20 protein-coding genes (1 of these 20 running past the window's edge) are annotated in these 19,767 nt (G+C 67.9%); 12 read left to right on the top strand and 8 right to left on the bottom strand.

Annotation, left to right across the window (positions count from 1 at the left end):
• Window positions 1-27: 27 nt before the first annotated feature.
• The 7 genes from AC1RRF_RS01655 (at window position 28) to AC1RRF_RS01685 (ending at window position 7,077) form a co-directional block, all read left to right on the top strand.
• Entirely contained in the window at window positions 28-312 is a 285-nt protein-coding gene (locus AC1RRF_RS01655; RefSeq protein ID WP_492832207.1) for a flagellar protein FlaG, read from the top strand.
• Window positions 313-441: 129 nt separating this feature from the next.
• Window positions 442-1,275: a flagellin gene (locus AC1RRF_RS01660; RefSeq protein WP_492832209.1), complete on the top strand. Its 834-nt coding sequence runs from the start codon at window positions 442-444 to the stop codon at window positions 1,273-1,275.
• A gap of 262 nt (window positions 1,276-1,537) precedes the next feature.
• Complete coding sequence (locus AC1RRF_RS01665) at window positions 1,538-4,264, top strand: transcriptional regulator (protein ID WP_492832211.1); 2,727 nt, start codon at window positions 1,538-1,540, stop codon at window positions 4,262-4,264.
• 73 nt (window positions 4,265-4,337) lie between these two features.
• Window positions 4,338-5,009 (top strand): hypothetical protein, encoded by a 672-nt coding sequence (locus tag AC1RRF_RS01670; protein ID WP_492832213.1) that lies wholly within the window; start codon window positions 4,338-4,340, stop codon window positions 5,007-5,009.
• On the top strand, window positions 5,009-5,443 hold the full coding sequence (locus AC1RRF_RS01675) for a hypothetical protein (protein WP_492832215.1): 435 nt from the start codon (window positions 5,009-5,011) through the stop codon (window positions 5,441-5,443). The genes AC1RRF_RS01670 and AC1RRF_RS01675 overlap by 1 nt, the downstream gene beginning before the upstream one ends.
• Window positions 5,444-5,610: 167 nt before the next feature.
• The gene (gene ssb, locus AC1RRF_RS01680; protein ID WP_492832217.1) at window positions 5,611-6,090 is read left to right on the top strand and encodes a single-stranded DNA-binding protein; all 480 of its coding nucleotides are present in this window, start codon (window positions 5,611-5,613) and stop codon (window positions 6,088-6,090) included.
• 81 nt (window positions 6,091-6,171) lie between these two features.
• Window positions 6,172-7,077, top strand: coding sequence for a DMT family transporter (locus AC1RRF_RS01685; RefSeq protein WP_492832219.1), 906 nt, complete (start codon window positions 6,172-6,174; stop codon window positions 7,075-7,077).
• 76 nt (window positions 7,078-7,153) lie between these two features.
• Here AC1RRF_RS01685 and AC1RRF_RS01690 read toward each other — a convergent pair whose 3' ends face one another.
• Both AC1RRF_RS01690 and lspA read right to left on the bottom strand, forming a co-directional pair.
• On the bottom strand, window positions 7,154-7,717 hold the full coding sequence (locus AC1RRF_RS01690; RefSeq protein ID WP_492832221.1) for a DUF3035 domain-containing protein: 564 nt from the start codon (window positions 7,715-7,717) through the stop codon (window positions 7,154-7,156).
• A gap of 60 nt (window positions 7,718-7,777) precedes the next feature.
• Entirely contained in the window at window positions 7,778-8,320 is a 543-nt protein-coding gene (gene lspA, locus AC1RRF_RS01695) for a signal peptidase II (protein ID WP_492832223.1), read from the bottom strand.
• Between the two features lie 175 nt (window positions 8,321-8,495).
• On the opposite strand from lspA, the gene AC1RRF_RS01700 reads away from it, so the two are divergent.
• Window positions 8,496-9,758 carry a cation:proton antiporter domain-containing protein gene (locus AC1RRF_RS01700; protein WP_492832225.1) on the top strand — a complete coding sequence of 421 codons (1,263 nt, stop codon included), beginning with the start codon at window positions 8,496-8,498 and terminating at the stop codon, window positions 9,756-9,758.
• 19 nt (window positions 9,759-9,777) lie between these two features.
• Here AC1RRF_RS01700 and AC1RRF_RS01705 read toward each other — a convergent pair whose 3' ends face one another.
• Window positions 9,778-10,569 carry a PhoH family protein gene (locus AC1RRF_RS01705; RefSeq protein WP_291835247.1) on the bottom strand — a complete coding sequence of 264 codons (792 nt, stop codon included), beginning with the start codon at window positions 10,567-10,569 and terminating at the stop codon, window positions 9,778-9,780.
• A 287-nt stretch (window positions 10,570-10,856) separates the two neighbouring features.
• Here AC1RRF_RS01705 and AC1RRF_RS01710 point away from each other — a divergent pair, with 287 nt between their 5' ends.
• Entirely contained in the window at window positions 10,857-11,390 is a 534-nt protein-coding gene (locus AC1RRF_RS01710; RefSeq protein ID WP_492832227.1) for a gamma carbonic anhydrase family protein, read from the top strand.
• Here the strand turns inward: AC1RRF_RS01710 and AC1RRF_RS01715 are convergent, their stop codons facing one another.
• Window positions 11,391-11,933: a PAS domain-containing protein gene (locus AC1RRF_RS01715; RefSeq protein ID WP_492832229.1), complete on the bottom strand. Its 543-nt coding sequence runs from the start codon at window positions 11,931-11,933 to the stop codon at window positions 11,391-11,393.
• A 153-nt stretch (window positions 11,934-12,086) separates the two neighbouring features.
• Between AC1RRF_RS01715 and AC1RRF_RS01720 the strand changes: the two genes are divergently transcribed.
• Complete coding sequence (locus AC1RRF_RS01720; protein ID WP_492832231.1) at window positions 12,087-12,938, top strand: hypothetical protein; 852 nt, start codon at window positions 12,087-12,089, stop codon at window positions 12,936-12,938.
• Between the two features lie 126 nt (window positions 12,939-13,064).
• Here AC1RRF_RS01720 and AC1RRF_RS01725 read toward each other — a convergent pair whose 3' ends face one another.
• The 4 genes from AC1RRF_RS01725 to hfaA all read right to left on the bottom strand — a co-directional run bounded on the left by AC1RRF_RS01725 (window position 13,065) and on the right by hfaA (window position 18,668).
• The gene (locus AC1RRF_RS01725; protein WP_492832233.1) at window positions 13,065-15,911 is read right to left on the bottom strand and encodes a M16 family metallopeptidase; all 2,847 of its coding nucleotides are present in this window, start codon (window positions 15,909-15,911) and stop codon (window positions 13,065-13,067) included.
• Between the two features lie 135 nt (window positions 15,912-16,046).
• Window positions 16,047-17,303 carry a holdfast anchor protein HfaD gene (gene hfaD / locus AC1RRF_RS01730; protein ID WP_492832235.1) on the bottom strand — a complete coding sequence of 419 codons (1,257 nt, stop codon included), beginning with the start codon at window positions 17,301-17,303 and terminating at the stop codon, window positions 16,047-16,049.
• Window positions 17,230-18,246 (bottom strand): holdfast anchoring protein HfaB, encoded by a 1,017-nt coding sequence (gene hfaB / locus AC1RRF_RS01735; RefSeq protein WP_492832237.1) that lies wholly within the window; start codon window positions 18,244-18,246, stop codon window positions 17,230-17,232. Before hfaB ends, hfaD begins: the two co-directional genes overlap by 74 nt.
• The gene (hfaA, locus tag AC1RRF_RS01740; RefSeq protein WP_492832239.1) at window positions 18,243-18,668 is read right to left on the bottom strand and encodes a holdfast anchoring protein HfaA; all 426 of its coding nucleotides are present in this window, start codon (window positions 18,666-18,668) and stop codon (window positions 18,243-18,245) included. The genes hfaB and hfaA overlap by 4 nt, the downstream gene beginning before the upstream one ends.
• Window positions 18,669-18,800: 132 nt before the next feature.
• On the opposite strand from hfaA, the gene AC1RRF_RS01745 reads away from it, so the two are divergent.
• Both AC1RRF_RS01745 and AC1RRF_RS01750 read left to right on the top strand, forming a co-directional pair.
• Entirely contained in the window at window positions 18,801-19,475 is a 675-nt protein-coding gene (locus tag AC1RRF_RS01745) for a rhomboid family intramembrane serine protease (protein ID WP_492832241.1), read from the top strand.
• 48 nt (window positions 19,476-19,523) lie between these two features.
• Window positions 19,524-19,767: the 5' portion of a CBS domain-containing protein gene (locus AC1RRF_RS01750; RefSeq protein ID WP_492832243.1), read on the top strand. Its footprint extends 185 nt past the window's final position; the window shows 244 of its 429 coding nt (coding positions 1-244); it begins with the start codon at window positions 19,524-19,526; its stop codon lies off the right edge, out of view.

The following is a 19,767-nucleotide window of genomic DNA, read 5'->3' on the forward strand; positions in this document are numbered from 1 at the left end:
CCGTTTTAAAAACGGTCGGCAGGAGACATGCAAAGCAATGCGAAGATCGGCGCCGTAGCCGCTTACGAGGTTCCGTCCGTCCCCGTCGCCACCGGCGGCGATTTCCATGATTCCAGGGCGCAGCAGGAAGCCGAACAGGCCGCTCGCTACCGCCTGGTGATCGAGGAAGGACCCCGGTCCGGATCGTTCATCTACAAGACGATGGACCGGATCACCGGCGAGGTCGTCAAGCAACTGCCCCGCGAACAGGTCGTCGGCCTGATGCAGGACACCGATTATAGCGCCGGCGCGGTGATCGACACCCGGGCCTGACGCATCCGAGACCCATCGAAACGCCGCGCAGGAGCGATCCGCGCGGTTAAGACGCGTGGTGAATCGCCGTTAACCATGTGTGCACAGTTCGTCCTCTAGCCTTGGCCAAACCTCGAAGGGCCGAGTCGGATGACGAATAGCGTCCATACCAATGTCGCCGCGCAGATCGCGCTGCAAAACCTGACCACGACGAACAGCCGCCTGGCGGATGTGCAAGGTCGCGTCTCCACGGGCCTGAAGGTCCAGGGCGCCAAGGACAACGCCGCGATCTGGGCCATCGCCCAGACCCAGCGCGCGGATGTTGGCGCGCTCGGCGCGGTCAAGCAGAGCCTGGACCGCGCGACTTCGATCGCGGACGTGGCGCTGTCGGCGGGCGAATCGATCTCTGACCTGCTGAACCAGCTCAAGGAAAAGGTCACGGCGGCGAAAGACACGTCACTGAAGACCCAGTCGCGTCAGCTGCTGAACGCCGACTTCAAGGCCCTGATGAAGGCGATCAAGTCGGCCGTGGACAACGCCAGCTTCGACGGCGGCAATATCCTGAACGGCTCGCTGACCAACGGCATCAAATTCCTGGCCAACGCCGACGCTTCGGCCTTCGTGACCCTGGCGTCCAAGAACCTGTCGCTGGGCGGCTCGATCCTGGAACTGTCGCTGAGCGACAGCCTGCTGACCCTGACGGGCGCGACCACGGCCCTGGACAAGCTGGACGATTCGATCACCCAACTGAACGCCGCCCTCGGCGAGATCGGCGCCCAGGCCAAGCAGATCGAGGCGCACAACACCTTCGTATCCAAGCTGGTCGACACGCTGGAATCGGGCATCGGCAACCTGGTCGACGCCGACCTGGCCAAGGAAAGCGCCCGGCTTCAAGCCTTGCAGGTCCAGCAGCAACTGGGCGTGCAATCGCTGTCGATCGCCAACCAGGCGCCGCAGATCATCCTGTCGCTCTTCCAGGGCTAAGCCAGCCGGCGGCTCCCGGAGCGGCCGATGGAAACGGGTTCGGGTCGTCGGCGGTTCGCGCCGCGCGGCCCGAAGCCGTACAAGGAAAGCAATGATTTCAGGGCGTTGACGAAGGCTCTCATGGGGCACTCCTCCGTATCCGGCACGCGATAAACGGGCGCTGACGACCATTGTTCCCTGAGTCGCTGCGGAAGTCGCTCCGAACCCGGTCGTTAAGCCCTCGTTACGGCTCAGGCGTCACACTGCGCGTCAGGAGCGTCCTGTGATCAACAACAGCTATCTTCTGGGTCTGTACGGTGGAACGGCGTCGCCCTCGACGTCGTACTCGACCCTGAACGCGCTCGCGAAGTCGAAGGCCCAGCCGACGCCGCCATGGTCGACCTCGGTCAAGGCGCCGGAGCAGAGCGCCCTGTTGCGCGCCGCCCTGGGCGGCCGGGACTTCATCAACGAAGGCGCGGCCCAGCTCGACATCAAGGACGCCTCGACCGACTACAAGAAGCTTTTCGCCCTCTATCAGGGCCTCGAGACCATGAACGCCCTGATCACCCGCGCGGGGACCAAGGGTGTGGGCGCCCTGGAGATGACGCAGCTGAACAAGCGGTTCGCGGCGGGCATGGCCGAGGTCAGCAAATGGCTGCCGGGCGCCGATCTGGACGGCATCCGTCTGGTCCAGGGCACGTCTTCCACGACCAGCAAGACCACGGCCGCGGTGGCGCGCGACGGGGCGATCTCGGTCACGGGGCCGATCCACGAGGGCTCGCCCGATGCACTGGCCCCGGCGTTCGCCGGCGAGGTGCAGTTCAACATCACGGTCAAGAAGGGCGACAACACCACCAAGTCGGTGGCCATCGACCTTAAGGACATGGGGACCAAGCCCCGGACGCTGACCAATGTGCTGGATCACATCAACGCCAAGCTCGGGGATGCGGGCGTGGAGACGCGCATCGGTCGCGAGCTGGTCAAGCCCGAGCCCAAGACCATGACGGTCAACGGCAAGACCGTCACCCTGCCGGCGGGACCCGACCAATTCGCCCTGGTCGTGCGCGGCGTGACGACCGAGAAGGTCAGCTTCACCCCGACCACGGCCGCGGACGCCGTCTATGTGGTGCAGGGCTCCGGCACGGCCGGCGGTCTGCAGATGCTCAAATTCCAGAGCGACACCGGCGGCGCCGCGCCCCCGCCTGTCGCCGGCGTCGGCGAGACCCAGTGGGTCGAGGGACGCGCCTCCCAGACGGCCCTGCCGCCAGGCGTCGAGACCGTCCGCGCCAGCACGACGGGCCCTGACGGCTCGGTCTGGATGGTGGCCGACCTCAAGGCCGGTCCGGACACCCAGCCGATCAAGGGTCAAAAGGATGTCGCGCTGATCAAGCTCGACTCCGCTGGCCGCGTGGTCATGACCCAGGCCATCGGCGCCGCCTCCACCGCCAGCGGCTACGCCATCGCCGTCGACGCCAATGGCCGGGTGGCCGTGGCCGGTTCGGTCACCGGCGCGCTGGATGCGGGCAAGGCGGGCGACGTGGCCACCGTCGCCGACAGCTTCGTGACTGTCTTCGACGCGGAAGGGCAGGAGGTCTGGACCCAGCGTCGCGGGGCCCGCGCCGCCGACGAGGCGACCTCCGTCAGCTTCGGCCCGAACGGCACCATCTATGTCGGCGGGCGCGCCCAGTCGGCCATGACCGGCACGGTCGGGGTCGGCGGCTGGGACGGTTACGTCCAGGCCTTCAGTGAGACCCAGGAACACAAGTATGCGCCTGTCGTCTCCAAGGCGGCGGGCGTCTCCCAGTTTGGCACGGCCGGAACCGACGGCGTCGACGCCATCGTGGTGGACGGGAACAAGCTCTATTCGGCGGGCGTCGAGGACGGCCGCATCGTCGTGCGCCAGTTCAACCTCGCGGCGGACGGCAAACCGACCCTGGCCGCCACCCGCGACCTGGGAGAGGCCAGTGGCGAGATCGGCGGCCTGGCCGTCGTGGACGGCAAGGTGATCATCAGCGGCACGACCCGCAACGCCTCGTTGGGCATCGGTACGATCACCACGGCTCACCATGGCGGCAAGGACGCCTTCGTGGCCGTGATCGACGACAGTCTGGCCGCCTCGACCGAGGACCGCCTGACCTATATCGGCGGCGCGGGCGACGACAGCGCCGCGGACATGAAGATCCAGAACGGCAAGGTCTGGCTGACCGGCATCGCCGACCGGCCCGAGGCCGCCAAGGCCACCGATCCGACCAAGGCCTATTTGACCCGTATCGATCCGACGACCGGCGCGGTCGAGTGGCGGCGCGACTGGGAAGGCGACGGAGGGCAGGCGAAGCCTCTGACGCTGGCGGTCGCCTCGGGCGGGGCCAGCGTGCTGGACCGGCTGGGCCTGCCGCAGGGCGAGATCGACCAGAGCCAGTCCAAGACCCTGACCAACGCCACCTCCCTGAGGGTCGGCGACCGGTTCTATGTGTCGCCCGCCGACGGCGGCCGCGCCGTGCCGGTCACCATCGAGGCCCGCGACACGCTGCAGAGCCTGGGCCGCAAGATAGAGCAGGCCTCGAACATGAGGCTGAAGGTCACCGTGGTGTCCGAAACAGCCAAGGGCGCCGAGCCAGGCGACCTGGCCACCGCCCTGCGGACCGGCCTGCAGCGCCTGTCCATCGTCGCCCGAGACGGGGTGAAGGGCGCCGTACTGACCTCGGGCGAGACCGGCCGCGACGCGTTGGCGGGCCTGGGCCTGTCGCAGGGCTATATCGGCAAGACGACCGGCGACGACGTCACCAAGACCTTCGGCCTGGGCCTTCCGACCAACCTGACCCTGACCGACGCCGCTGCGATCAAGACGTCGGGCGAGAAGCTGCAGGCCGCGATGAAGGCCATCCGCGACGCCTATCGCTCGCTGTCCCCGGAATCGAACAAGCCCGCGGTCACCGGCCAGGCCCCGGCCTACCTGACCGCCCAGCTGGCCAACTACCAGGCGGCGCTGTCGCGCCTGACCGGCGGCTGACCCTGTCGACGTAAAGCGTTGACGGGCCCTGCTCCGGCGGGGTTATTGGGGCCTTCATCCGCGCGAGCCTTTCATGCCCAAGGACAACCGTATCCTCATCGCGATCGGCGCTGCTGCAGCCGTCGTGATCGCCGTCATCGTCGGCCTGTTGATGACGGGCGGGCGTGACGAGCCCGCCGCGCCGCCGCCCGCGGCGCAAGGCGGGCTGACTGTCTCCGTGGCTGATGCGCCAGGCCTGGATTCCACCCGCGAACTGCGCTGCTACGTCGACGGCCAGTTTGTCGGCATGGCGACCCTGACCGATTGCGCGCGCCGCAACGGCCTGGCCACGGATGCGCTGGACGTCGGCGTCGATGCGACCGGCAATCTGGTCGCCGCCCCGACCGCCTCCCTGACCCCGCCGCCGTCCGCGCCTCCGGTTGAGCTGACCGAGGTCCAACCCGACGCCACACCGATCGAATCGACCCAGCCGGCCCAGCCCGCGCCGCAGCCGACGGGCGGAAGCGCCTGCCTGCGCTACACGGGATCGGACTGGCGGACGGTGTCGTCGGGCGTGAGCCTGAACCAGTGCGTCGTCGCCCTGTACGCCGGCACCTGCGTGCGCCCGGGCGAGGCGCTGTATGGCCGCTGGGGCGAAACGACCCTGCGCCTTGTCCCGCGCCGCGTGGAACAATCGCCCGACAACAACCGCTTCCGCCTGCTGGCGGATCAGGATCGCCGCTGCCAGTTCCCGGATCTCCATTGATGAAGCACACCTCCATCATTCTCGCCGCTGGCCTCGGGGTCCTGGCCTTGGCCGCCTGCCAGAACACCACCAAAGCGCCCTTCGATCCGGGCGTCTGCTACGCGGTCGAACTGGGCAAGGAAGGCGAAGCGCCGACATTCAACGTCGTCGCGCGCGACCAGCCGCAGATCGAATTCTGCGCCGCCCGTCTCGAAGAAATGCGGCTGCGCTTCCTCGGTCTGGGCGGCAGCCGTCGCGAAGTCATCGGCTCCTATCAGGGACAGTTCATCTTCATTGATCGCGCCGGCGTCTCGTTCGGCAAGACCCTGGAGGGCTCGCGCTTCATGGCGCTGGCCCGGACCGGCGACGGCCGCCTGGCCATTCCCGGCGCGATCCAGCAGGAAGTGGACGCTCCCCGCGGGCCGCCCGCGCCGGTCGCCGCTCCGCCGCGATAGGATCGGCTTCGCGCTGGACAGTGCGGAACAAAGGTGGAACAAGTCGCGCTTCTGTGGATTGCGACGACAAATCGGCCCCGGCGGCGCGAAAGCGCGCTAGGCCACGTGGGAAGGGCCTGAATCAGCGCGGAAAGCGCGGTGGGCCAGCTAGCTAAAGGAGCTCGATGATGGCGGGCAGCGTCAATAAAGTCATTCTGGTCGGCAACCTGGGCAAGGACCCGGAGATCCGCACCCTCAACTCGGGCGAACGCGTCGCCAACCTGTCCCTGGCGACCTCGGAGACGTGGCGCGACAAGGCGACCGGCGAGCGCAAGGAAAAGACCGAGTGGCATCGTGTGGTCATCTTCAACGAGAACATCGTGAAGGTCGCCGAGAACTATCTGAAGAAGGGCTCGACCGTTTACATCGAGGGCTCGCTCCAGACCCGCAAGTACGAGCAGGGCGGCGTTGAGAAATACACCACCGAGATCGTGCTGCAGAAATTCCGCGGCGAGCTGACCATGCTGGGCGGCCGGGCCGACAGCGCCGGCGGCGGTCAGTCGCGTGGTGGCGATGATGACTATTCCTCGGGCTTCTCGACCGGCGGTGCCAACAAGCCCTCGGGTCCCAAGGAAAGCTACGACCTGAACGACGACATCCCGTTCTGATCGGCCGAAAGCCACATTCCGAAATGTGAAGTGTCGGGTGCGGGTCTCGCACCCGACACGTTCACGGGCTAACCCGGTGCGGTGATCACCCCGGACAAGCCTCACAGCCCGCTCAGCCTCATCGAGATCGGCGCCATCGTCGCGATCGTCGTCATCTGGGGCGTGAACAACGCCGCCGCCAAGGTGGCCACCGAAGTTCTGCCGCCGTTGATGACCGGCGCCCTGCGATTCGCCATCGCGGCGGCCTGTCTGATTCCCTTCGTCCGTCCGCCCTTCCCGAACTGGAAGAGCCTGTTGCTGATCGTCTGCATCGGCGGGCCGCTGCACTACGGTCTGGTCTATTTCGCCTTCTGGCTGGCGCACGACGTCAGTCCGGTGTCGGTCGCGACCCAGCTGTGGGTGCCGTTCACCGCCCTGTTCGCCTTCCTGCTGCTGGGCGAGCGGCTGTCGCGATTCGCCCTGATCGGAATGGGCGTGGCCTTCCTGGGCGTGGCCTGGATGACGCTGGACGCCCACGCCATAGAGGACTGGAAGGGAATCGCCGTCGGCGTGGCCGCCGCCAGCGCCTGGGCCATCACCACGGTCATCGCCCGTCGCACCACCTCGATCCCGCCGCTGAAGATGCAGGGTCTTTTGTCGCTTGTCGCCCTGCCGACCCTCGCGTTCGGTTCGGCGATGTTCGAGCGGGGGCAGTGGGAAGCGATCCAGAACGCCGACGCCCTGATCTGGGCCTGCCTGATCTGGGCCGGGCTGGTCTCGTCGGTGCTGGCCACGACCCTGGTCTTCTGGCTGGTGCAGAAGCGCGAGGCAGGCCGGGTGACGCCCTATCTGCTCGCCACCCCGGTGGTCTCGATACTGATCGGCTGGTCCCTGCTGGACGATGTTCTGACCCCGCAGATCCTGACCGGCGCGGCCATGACCCTGGGCGGCGTGGCTGTGGTGGCGCTCGCCGAGCGGGGCCTGCGCGCCGGCGCCGCCAAGGCCTGACCTCCAGGAGTCTTGAACGTAAAAGGCCCGGACGCCGTGGGCGTCCGGGCCTGATTCCGTGGTGCTGGATCCGGACCTAGAGGCCCGGCAGCTTGAAGCCCGAGTCGCGGCGCGGCGTGATGGTGATGCCGCCGCGGCCGCCGGTGAGCGCCTGCATGCGGGCGTACTCGCTGGCGGCGTCGATGGTCTGGGCGCCTTCCGAGGTCTGGGTGGTCGTCGCGGCCTGGGTAGATGCGTCGTCGCGGCGCCAGAACATGATGCGGTTGGCCCAGCTTTCTTCCTTGTGGGCCAGGTCGCCGAACTCGTCGTCGATCACATAACGCGCCAGCGGGTCGGCGCGGTCGCCGCCGGCATGGGCCACCAGCACCTGCTCACCGGGCGAACGGGTGACGGCCTGGCGCTGGCCGAGAAGGATCTGGCGGGCGGCCGATTCCGGAGCCAGCTCCTGCGGGCGCGGCTGGCCGGGGGCGGGCGGACGCAGGCCGTACTCCGGCGGCATGGTCAGCGGCGCGGTGGAGACCGTCAGGAACTCGTCCGGCGTCACCTTGGACAGGCCGATGCCCTGCTGAAGGCTGCTGCAGGCGCCGAGCGCGAGCGTGGACACGGCGAGGGTCAGAACGGCGGTAGTGCGAAGACGCATGATCAATCCCGGTGCAGCGCGCCGACAGGCGCACGCGTAAACCCTAGTGGAAGCGGCTGATTACGACTTTTCGGCGGCGAGGCCAACCTTGGCCGCGCGTTCGGAGAGCAGGCTGTCGAGGATCAGCAGAATCACGCCGATGGTGATGGCGCTGTCAGCGACGTTGAATACCCACGGGAAGACGCCGGTGCCGGAGAAGTCGGCGAAGTCGACCACGAAGCCGAAACGGATGCGGTCGATCACATTGCCGATGGCGCCGCCGATGACCAGGCCGATGGCGGTGATCAGCAGACGGCGGTCAGCCTTCAACGCCCACCAGCCCAGCAGGCCCGCGACCCCGATCGAGAAGACACTCAGGACCCAGCGGCCGGCGCCGCCGCCGAACAGGCCGAAGCTGACGCCGTCATTGGCCACGAAGGTGATCTTGAAGAACGAGCCCAGCACCTCGATCGAGCGGTAGCCCCACAGCTCCCGGTCCAGCATCGCACCGCCGGCGTCGAGCATGTTCAGGCCCGACAGGACCCAGGCCTTGGTCAGCTGATCGAGGATGACCACAACAAGGGCGAAGCCGTAGGCGGCGTAGGCGATACGAGGGATTTTCATTCGGTTCGCTGAAAGATTGAGCGGTTCGGGTTAGCAGCCCGCGCCTCGCGCGCGAAGGGTTTTTCTGGCGGCACAGCGTCGCGGAACCCGGTTTCTCCTTGTCCGGCGGGGCTTCAGGCCCCAGATGTGACGCTTCAACCCGCAAGGATTCCCCCACGCACTCGAAGGAGCGCCGATGACGCATGCCGATGTGGCCGAGCAAGCCGCCAACGTGGCCAGCCATGCCGACAGCCTGATCCTGACTCTGGTGGGCGGCTTCGTGCTGGCCTTCCTGTTCGGAATGCTGGCCAACCGGCTGAAGCTGTCTCCATTGGTGGGCTATCTGGTCGCCGGCATCGTGGTCGGACCGCATACGGGGGGCTTCGTCGCGGATACCGAACTGGCGCCCCAGTTGGCCGAGATCGGGGTGATCCTGCTGATGTTCGGGGTCGGGCTGCATTTCTCGCTGGCCGACCTGATGAAGGTGCGAAAGATCGCCATCCCGGGCGCCCTGGTGCAGATCACGGCGGCGACGGCGCTGGGCTGGGGCCTCGGCAGGCTGATGGGCATGACCGATCTCGAGGCCATACTGATGGGGTTCGCCCTGTCCGTCGCCTCGACCGTGGTGCTGTTGCGGGCGCTGGAAGAGCGCAAACAGGTCAAGGGCGACGTCGGTCGTCTCGCCATGGGCTGGCTGATCGTCGAGGATCTGGTGATCGTCATCGCCCTGGTCATCCTGCCCCTGCTGGTGATCCAGCCGGGCAGTACGCTGAACGGCGGCGAGCTGGCCGGGTCGATCGGCTGGACGCTGTTCAAGGTCGCGGGCTTCACCGCCGTCATGTTGGTCGTGGGCGCCAAGGTGCTGCCCTGGGTGCTGGTGCGCATCGCCCATACCAAGTCGCGCGAGCTGTTCACATTGGGCGTTCTGGCCATCGCCCTGGGCATCGCCTGGGTGGCCTATGCGCTGTTCCACTCCTTCGCCCTGGGCGCCTTCCTGGCCGGGCTGGTGCTGAACAGTTCGCCGCTGGGCCACAACGCCGCCGAGCGGTCGCTGCCGCTGCGCGACGCCTTCGCCGTGCTGTTCTTCGTCTCCGTGGGGATGCTGTTCGACTGGCATATCCTGATTGACCGTCCGCTGGCTGTGCTGGGCCTGCTGGCCATCGTCATCGTCGGCAAGTCGATCGCGGCGCTGGCGATCACGACCGTGTTCAAGCTGGACAAGGCGACCAGCCTGACCGTCGCCGCCGCCCTGGCCCAGATCGGCGAGTTCTCGTTCATCCTGGCGGCGCTGAGCGTCCAACTGGGCGGGATGCGGCAGGAAACGCATGACCTGATCCTGGCCGCCGCCCTGTTGTCGATTTCGCTGAACCCGTTCGTCTTCGCCTTCATCGACCGCATCGGGGCCAAACCAAAAACGCCCCCCAAGGTGGAGAGCGTTCCGGTTCGCGACCTGATCTGATCGGAAAGGTTGGCGGTCTCTAGAGGACGCCGATCATCGAGGCGACCAGCGGGTGACGGACGATGTCCTGTTCGGCCAGCCGCACCACGGCGATGTCCGGCACGGGCATGAGGCGTTCGGCGATGTCCGACAGACCGGAGATGCCCGGCAGCAAGTCGGACTGCTGCGGGTCGCCGGTGACCACCATGGTCGAGTGCCAGCCCAGGCGGGTCAGCAGCATCTTCAGCTGCACATAGGTGCAGTTCTGGGCCTCATCCACGACGATGAAGGCGTTGTTCAGGGTGCGGCCGCGCATGTAGCCGATCGGGGCGATCTCGATCAGGCCCTCGGCCATCAGCGCCTTGACCCGCTTCATCGAGAGACGGTCCGACAGGGCGTCGTAGAGCGGGCGCAGATAAGGGGCCAGCTTGTCCTCCATGTCGCCCGGCAGGAAGCCGATCGATTCGCCGGCCTCGACAGCGGGGCGGCTGAGGACGATGCGTCCGACCTTGCCGGCTTCCAGCGCCTCGACCGCTTTGGCCACGGCTAGATAGGTCTTGCCCGTGCCTGCCGGCCCGAGCGCCAGGACCAGGTTGTGATGATCGATCATGGTCATCAGCTCGGCCTGGCCGTCCGATTTGGGCTTCAGCGTCTTCAGATAGGCCTGGTCCCGCTCGTCATTCGACGGATTGGGCGACCAGCCCGCATGGGTCGGCAAGCGCCGTACCTTGGAGTCCTGGATGAATTGGCTCGTATCGAGCACCCCGAACTCACGAGATGCTTCACGGGTCTGACGCTTCAGGGCCGCACGTTTGGTCATGGACGCCTCCAGGGCATGAAAAAAGGCGATGCCGCAAAAGCATCGCCTCGAACGATCGTGGGGAGGAGAGAAGAGGATGCGACGCATCCGCCCGGGTCGGAGGAAGGACCAACTTCCAGCGGACGGAGCCGCCGAACCGAACGCACCACGCGCGTTCCCCCTGCTTGACCGGACCGGGCTTGATCCGGTTACGGATCCGGGGCCGAAATGTCGGTCTCGAATCGCATCAACAGATTGATGCTAGCGTGGTTTACGAAGGCTTAAAGCGCTGATTAGGCCAAAGATGAGGTGATGGTTCCATGACGATCTATGCGTTGGCGGACAAGAAACCGCAGCTTCCGCCGAAGGGCGAATACTGGGTTGCGCCAAATGCTGTGGTGACAGGAGACGTGATTCTCAAACCCGGCGCCAGCGTCTGGTTCGGGGCTGTCGTGCGTGGCGACAACGACCCCATCACCATCGGCCGGGACACCAATATCCAGGACGGCAGCGTGCTGCATTCCGATCCCGGCGAGCCCCTGACCATCGGAGATGGGGTCACGGTCGGCCACATGGTCATGCTTCACAGCTGCGAGATCGGCGACAACACCCTGATCGGCATCGGCGCGGTGGTTCTGGGCCGGGCGAAAATCGGGAAGAACTGCCTGATCGGCGCCAACGCCCTGATCACCGAGGGCAAGGTGATTCCCGACAACTCCCTGGTCATGGGTCAGCCGGGCAAGGTCGTGCGCGAGCTGGAGCCCGGACAGATCGAGGCGCTGAGGGTTTCGGCCGCCCACTATGTCCAGAACTGGAAGCGGTATGTGCGCGACCTGACCGTGGTCGAGGCGTGATCAGGCGATGCGGCGGCCCTGGACGGCGGCGAGGCTGAGCGGGGGACGCCCAGGCTCTCCGGCGGCGACCGCGACGCGGGCGGTCAGCAGGGCGGCCCCCCGGGCGAGCGGCGTCAGGGCGGCGGCGGGCGCGAACAGGCCGAGAAGCTGATCCGGTCGCCCGGTGGCGCCGCGCAGGGGGGCGACCACCATCTCGACCGGAACAGCGGGATCGCCGGGCGCCAGGCCGACGACGACCACGGGCCGGGCTTCGCGAACGGACTGAGCCAGGGCGGCTTCGATCAGGTCGCTCGAGGCGGGCCGCCACAGCGCCGCCAGTGATTCTCCCGCGAGTGGGCGGCGATAGAAGAGCTCCAGCGCTGTCCCGGCGAGGCGCAGCACGGCCTGGCCGTCCTGCCAGTCAGCCACGAAGACGCGGGGCAGGCGGCGGCCGAGGACCTCCGGATGCAGCCCGGCGCGCGCCGGAATCCCGCCGCGCACGTCCGCGGCGCGGGCCAGGCCGGTCCAGTGATCGATCAGCAGCTGCGTATCAGGGTGAAACACGACATTCGTCTCCGGACGGAATGCCGCAAGGGGCGGGCCGCGAAGGCAACGGAAACGCAAGGCTTTTGGCGTCTGATGCAGTTTGGAACGGTCCGCGCGCTTTGCGGGCCGCGCGAAAACTCATCTGGAGGTCGGCCCATGGGGGTGCGGATCATGACCTGGCTGCCGGCTGCGGCGGGCTTTCTGGCCCTGTCGGCGGTCGCCGACGACGCCGCGGCCCAGTGCAACGGCGGCTGTCCGCCGCCGCCCCCGCCGTGCTGCGAGCCTCCGCCTCCGCCGCCCCCTCCGCCGCCTCCGGTGTGCTGCCAGCCGCCTCCGCCCCCGTCCTGCTGCGGCGGCGGCAATGTGAACGTCAATGTGAACGTGAACGCGGCCGCCAACGCCGGCGCCCGCGCCAATGTGGGCCTGAACGCCCGCGCCGGCGGCTCGACCTGGGTCGGCGGCGGCGGTTCGGCCTATGTCACGGTCGATCAGCCCTATCCGACCACGATCAACGGCCTGATGGTCGAGGGTGCGCGGGTGCGCGAAGTCGTGCGCGTGCCCTATGAGTCGCGCCGCCGGTGGGAGAAGCGCGTGGTCATCCAGGCTGTGTGCATCGACGACCGCGCCATTCCGCATCCCGCCTCGCAGGTGCGTCCCGACCGGGAGGTCGACGGATCTTACGAGGGCGAGCTGTATCGCTGCCTGGCGGGCGCCTCGCTGCAGTTCACCTGGGCCGAATATCAGGGCGAGGTTCGCTTCGACCACGGCGAGACCGTCAGCTGCCGCAAGGGCGAGGCCCTGTGGTACGGCGGCGGCAACGTCGAATGCCGGACCCAGCGGGCCGAGCGGGAGTGCAACGAGCGTTCGCTGCTGCGCCGCTATGGCGCCGGGGTGAAAATCCTGACGTGGATGCGCGAGGAAACCTACACCGAGTATCGCGAGGAAGTGGTCGAACGGTCTGGCATGGCCGTGTCCGGCGGAGCCATGACCCTGGACGGCGGGGTCGGCGGACGGGTGTTCTAGGTTGAACGGCGTGTTCAGCCTGCCGTCAGGCGCGAACGCCTAAAGATATGAGGTCGTCGGCTCTCCGCCGGCGATCCTGAGAAGCGAAACTGGCCCCGGTCCTGAGACCGGGGCCTTTTTTATCGCTTACTGCTGGGCCTGAGCCGAGACCACGATGGCCTTCCAGGCGGTGTCGTCGCGCAGGTACTGGCGGGCCAGGGCCTGAACGTCGGCCGGAGTGACCGATTCGAGGTCCGAGATGTGGGTGAGGGTCTGCTGCACGTCACCCGGCTTCTCGGCCACGTCGGACAGCTGAGCCAGCCAGTATTCGTTGCTGGCCTGGCTGCGGCGCAGGGCCTCGATCACCGGCAGACGGGCGCGGTTTAGTTCGTCCTCGGTCGGCGGGGCGTCCCGCAGCGAGGCGACGATCGAACCGACCGCGGCGTAGAAGGGATCGACCTTGTCCGCCGCGATTTCCGCCCGAACGGCGATCGAGCCGTAACCGCGGTAGGTGTCCGAGGCGCTGGCGCTGGTGTTCGGAGAATAGGCCAGGGCCTGCTTCTCGCGGATTTCGTCCAGCACGCGCAGCTTCATCACTTCCATCATGACGGAGATACGGCGGGCCTCGGTCCGGTCTTCCACGGCGTCGGTGGTCGGCCAGGCGATGTAGGCCAGGGTCTGCTCGGCCGGACCGTTGTGGGTCAGGCGAACCGGCTGGGCCGTGGGGGCCGGGAAGCGCAGTTCGGTCGCGCCGGGCGCCGGGCTGGCGTCCGGACCGCGGCGGGGCAGGGCGCCGAGCGTCGGAGCGACGGCCGCGATGGCGTCCTCGACCGTCACATCGCCGACCACGACCACGTCGATCGGGCCGGTGCTCAGGCCGGTGGTGACGCCGGCGCGGGCGTCTTCAATGGTCCAGCTGGCCACCTCTTGCGCCGACGGGAAGGTTTCGCGCTTGTCGCCGCTGGCCAGAAGACCCGAGGCCTGCACCTGGAAGGCGCCGCCGGGGGTCGCTATCTGCTGCGCCACGATCTGCGGGAACAGGCCCTTGATCTGCTCGAAGGGCGCCGCGCGCAGGCCCGGATCGGTCAGGTAGGCGGTCAGGACCTGCATCTCGAGGCCCAGATCCGCCGGACGGGTGGCGCCCGAGAACGAGTAGCTGTCGCTGTCGACCGAGAAGCCGGCCGAATAGACGTGGCCGTTCAGGACGCGGTTCAGTTCGTCGAAGGTCAGGCGGCCGAGACCGCCCGGCGCGACGTAGAAGCCGGCCAGCGACTGCGGAGTCGAGCGATCCGTCGGCAGGCCTTGTTCGCCGATCCCGGTGTGGACGCTGACCAGGATCTGCTCGTCGCGGAAGTCGGTCGGCTTGACGGTCAGGCGCACGCCGTTGGCGAAGGTCACCACGGTGGCGCCGACCTCGGCGATCTCGCGGCGGTTGGCCACCGTGCCCGGGGTTCCGAACTGGGTGTAGGGCCATTCCAGCGCGGCCTGGGCGGCCGGGGCGGAGACGGGAACCTGACGCGAGGCCGTCAGCGCGGCGGTGACGGCGGCTTCGCCGCCCTCGATTTCGACCGGCGTGACGACCAGGGCCAGCGGGCCGCCGCCGGTGAAGACCGTCTGCAGATTGCTGTTGACCTGCGCCGCCGTCAGGCCGGCGACCGCGGCGTTGAGCAGGTCCAGGTTGGTCTGCGGCGAGGAGAAGACCGTGCGGGCGTTGACCGCGTTGGCGATGCCGCCGGCCAGGGCGGGCGTCCGGCGCGTCGCGGCGCCGGCGACGGCGTTCTCCAGCGCGGTGCGGTACTCGGTGATCTCACGCTGCAGTTCGGCGTCGGACACGCCGTACTGGACCAGACGGCGCTGCTCCTGCTCCATCGACTCCAGCGCGGCCTTCCAGCCGCCCGGATTGAAGCTAGCCGAGACCGACGCGATCTCCAGGCTGTCGACCAGGGTCGAAGCGCTGCCGCTGGCCGAGGTGAACGGCGGGTTGTCGCGACGCGAGATCTCGCCCAGGCGGCGGTTCAGAACGGCCAGGCCCAGGTTGGTGATCAGGTTGTCGCGGCGCTCGGCCACGGTGTCGGGATCCAGATCCGGGGCCTTGGTCCAGTTCAGCTGGATGTTCGACTGGATGCCCGGCTCGACCAGGATGCGGGTTTCCGGCTGGCGCGGAGCGACGGTGCCGAGGTCCGGCTCGGGGCCGTCGGCGGCCTTGGGCTGCCAGCTCTCGAAGGCGCCGCGGATCTTGGCTTCCATGACGTCGACGTCGAAGTCGCCGACGGCGATGAAGGTCGCGCGCGAGGGGCGGTAGTAGGCGTTGTAGAATTCGACGAAGCGGTCGCGCGGGGCGTTCCGGATGATGTTCAGGTCGCCGATCGGCATGCGCTGCGAGATGCGCTGGCCGGGGGCCAGCAGGGCCAGCTGGGCCTTGACCGAGCGCAGGCCGGGGGTGTTGCGCAGGCGCTCTTCGCCCTCGATGACGCCGCGCTCGGCGTCGACGGCGTCGGCGGCCATCAGGGCTTCGGACACCTGTTCACGCATGATGCGCAGCGAGGCGTCGACGGTCTCGTCGTTCGTGCGCGGCAGCTCCAGCATATAAAGGGTCTGGTCGAAGCCGGTGGAGGCGTTGGTGTCGGCGCCGAAGGCCAGGCCCAGACGCTCGAGGATGCGCAGCAGGTCGTTCTCGGGGATGTTGGTCGTCCCGTTGAAGGCCATGTGCTCCATGAAGTGGGCCAGGCCGAGCTGGTTGTCGTTCTCCATCAGCGAGCCCGCGTCGATCCGCAGGCGGAACGAGGCCTGCCCCGGCGGGGTGGCGTTGCGCATGACGGCGTACTGCATGCCGTTGGCCAGCACGCCGAAGCGGACATTGGTATCGGCCGGAATGTCGCTAGCGCCCTGCGCGAACGGGTCGGTCGGCGCGGTTTGGGCCAGGGCCGGGGCGGCGGCCGTCAGGGCGGCGGCCGAGGCGGCGACGAGCAGAAGAAGGCGGCGTGCGGAACGCATGGTCGGTCGACTCCGATGGCGCAATGGAGCCCGTGCGGGCGCGCCGGCAAACAGGAAGGACCGCGATATCTGAAAACGCCGACGCCCCGACGCAACCCTTCGGCGACCGGCCCCTTCTGCTCAAGTTACCGAAGTTTAATGCGACGGCCGCGAGACGTAGAAGTTGGCCGAGTTGCCGGTGGCCGTGGCGCTGGAGATCACCGCGCGATTGGAGCCCGCGACGGCGGTGTTGGCCTGGGCCGACACATCGCCGGAGTTGGTCTGGGTGTTGCGGGCCTCGAGATAGCCCTGACATTCCGAGCACGAGTAGCCGGTGACGGCGTTGCCCACGGCCTCGGCGCCTACATAGACGTCATAACCGTTCGTGCCCGAGAAGGTCGCCGAGACGTCGACGCCGCCGGTGTTGATCTGGCTGTTGTCGATCTCGACGTAGACGTCGTTGTTGCCCACCGACAGCTGGTTGCCCGCGCCCGACGCATAGGCTTGGGCACGACCATAATCATAGGCGGTGGTGGTCGCCGCCGACCGGATGAAGGACGAGTTGTCCTGCGCCGAGCTGGTCACGACCGAGCCGCCGGAATTGTAGCTGTTGGCGTAGTTGCCGACGGCGCGCGCGCGCGCGGCCAGATCCCAACCGTTGCCGGTATTGGCGCTGGCCTCGGCCTCGATGAAGGCACCCGTCGAGGTCTGGTCGAAGGCCAAGTTCTGCCCTGAGGTCTGACCGCTGTTCACCCCAATGGCGTTGCCCATGGCCTGGGCCTGCACCTCGGCGGCGGCCGGAACATACTGGCTGTCCAGACGGCTGTAGGCCCGCACGGTGGCGGAGGACGATTGTTCGATCGTGCCCTGAACGACGCTACCTTCGCCATAGAGGGAGACGGTGTTGGAGGTAGCCGTGGCCGATACGACGCCTCCGGCCAGCAGGCGCGCGTTCTCGTCGCCGACCTCGGTCTGGGCTCCGACCAGACCGCCGGTGTTGCGCTGGGTCGCCTCGACGGTGACGTCGGCGCCATAGCCGCTGACCGCCAGATAGTTGCCGCCTGCATTGGACTGCACCGCGACGGGACCCGAGGTGTCGCCGCCGAGGGCGACCGAGGTCGTGGCGATGGAATCGCCCCGCATGTCCTGCGTCGAGCGGACCGTAACCGTGCCGTTCTCGACCGCGCCCGAGGCGCTGTTGCCGTTTGCGGTGGTTCCGACAGTCACCTGATCCTGGGAATCGACCACGTTCAGCGTCTGGTCGGCGAAGACATCGCCGAGTTGAAGCTGGTTGTTCAGGACAAGGCTGTTGTCCTGCGGGGGTGTCTGCGCGGCGGCCTCAGTAGCGGCTGCGACGCACATCACCGTCGCGGCGATCGTGCCAGCGAGACGGATCCGCACGGGTCTGACCATTGTTGGTCTCCGTGTTGGGGTAAGCCGGATAGTAGCCGCCGGTCGCGCCGACCGTGCCGCCCAGCGGATCCGGACCGGCCTGCAGGCAGACCTCGGGACCGGGAGCGCCATACAGATTGGCCATGAACTCGACCGTCGCTCGTTCGATCAGGGCGCGCACGGCCAACTGGACGGGCTCCAGCGCGCCTTCGCCCGCCGAGATGTCGAAGACGTTGCCGTTCAGGAAGTCGAACACCCCGGCCGAGATCTCGCGGCCGATGATCTGCTTCTGGTACGAGACGACATCGACGACCTCGTTCGTGGTGGTCTGCACCAGCCGCAGGTCGATGGCGATGTTCATGACATAGGCCCGGCCGGCGAAGGCGGTCGACAGCGGGGTGTCGGTCGAGGCCTGGCCCGCGGCCATGTCGAATCCGCCCGAGCGGATGTTGTGGTTCACCTCGGTGATGCCGCCGATGATGTAGAAGTCGGAGCCCGGCACCGAGCCTGCGATGATGCGGCGGTACTGGACGTCGTCCGCGCCGCCGGGGCCTTCGTCCCCGATCAGGCGGTTGTTGGCGTAGCGCAGCTCCATCTCGGAGATCGAGGTGTCATAGCGCTCGACCATCCGGGCGCCGGACTTGGCCAGCGCGGTCATGGCCATCAGCGAGGCGCCGCCGGTGACCTGGCGTCCGCCGTCGGCGGAGACCGTGCCGGTGTAGTCGGCGATCCGGCCCACCGCCATGCGCGGGGAGGGCAGGCTGTAGCGGCGGGCGTAGTCGGCCATGCAGTACAAGGCCGCCGAATAGGGCGTCGGGTTGGCCGTCACCGGCGCATTGCCGATCGGGGTGGCGTAGACGCCGCGCGAGTTCGCGGTCGCAGAGATACAGCCGCTCAACAGGGCGGCGGCCGCACAGGCCACGCCCAAGGTCTTGAACAGCCGAAGGGTCCGGCCAGCGCTCATGGAAGCCTCAGGGTGCCGTTGAGGTCGGTGCCGGCGGTGACGTTGCCGTTGTTGACCTGGCTGGAGTTGACGATGACCGTGTTGTGGTTGCCCTGGACGACGACGTTCAGGCTGTTTCCGATGGCGGTGGAGCCGCCGATGGTCTGGCCTCGGCCCGCGCCGGTGTAGGTGGAGCCCACGCCGCCCGAGGTGCTGGAATAGCTGCTGGCGCCCGACTGGATGATGCCGTTGACGATCAGCCGGTTGCCGTTGGCGTCGCGGGTCGAGCCCGTCTGGGGTTGGGCGGTGCTGTAGCGCGCGCCGCCATAACCGGACGTATAGGTCCCCATGCTGGACGAGCCCGCGGACTGGGCCTGGGCGGTGACGGGGAGGGTGGCGGCGGCGAGCACGATCGCGGCGGCGACCTTCAATCTGGCTGGCATGGCGACGATTCTCCCCGAAACACGGTTTACCGAGCGCTAAGCACTCCGCGCGCCAATCTGGGACATGGTTATTAAGAACCGCTTGCCAGAACGTCGGACGGCGACCTCGCACTTCGCGGAGCGGACGGCCCGATGAGTGAAACGCCGCCTCCGGAACGGATCTTCAACGCGCCCCTGGCGTCGCTGCTGGTCGCCGTTTCGATCCCCGCACTCTTTATAATGCAGAGAGAATTGCCCGACGGCGGACTGGGACTGGCCTTCCAGCCCGCGTCGCTGGCCGAGGGCGGCTGGTGGCCGGGCGTGCTGACGGCGATGTTCCTGCATGCCGGCTGGAGCCATGTGGCGATGAACGCGGCGGGGGCGATCGCCTTCGGTCCGCCCGTGGCGCGGTTGATGCCCGGGTTGCGCGGCGCGGCGGGCTTCCTGCTCTTCTATATAGCGTGCGGCCTGGTCGCCGCGCTGGGCTACGGCCTGCTGCATATAAAGAGCCATGACATCGTCGTCGGCGCGTCGGGCGCGGTGTTCGGCCTGACCGGAGCCGCGATCCGGCTGCTCGGCCGCCGAAACGGCCGCCTGCGTCCCCTGACAGACCGCCGGGTGCTGACGATTTCGGCGATTCTGATGGGCGTGAACCTGGCGATCGGGCTGATCGGCCTGGTTCCGGGCTCCGAAGGCGGAAGGGTCGCCTGGGAGGCGCACGCCTTCGGCTATCTGTTCGGACTGGTGGCGATCGGGCCGTGGAGCCGGATGTTCAGCGATCGGACCGGATTTGATTCGAAAGCCGATCCGGGTGATCCTCCCGTCTGATGCGGCCCCGCCGCGGCCGCCGCTCTCAAGGGAAGGGGAGACGCCGCCATGCTGGTCGCCGAGATTCTCAAGGACAAGGGAGACGCCGTCTACGCCATCGCGCCGGGCCTGAGCCTGGCCGAGGCCTGCGGCGAGTTGGAGCGCCGCCGTGTCGGCGCGCTGATCGTCTGTCAGGACGACCGCGTGGTCGGCGTCCTGTCCGAACGAGACGTGGTTCGGGCCGTGGCGCGTGAGGGCGCGGGCGGGCTGACGCGGCCGGTGTCCGACTTCATGACCGGCGACGTGGTCTTCG

The sequence above is a fragment of the Brevundimonas sp. GW821-FHT12C05 genome (genome assembly GCF_058807475.1).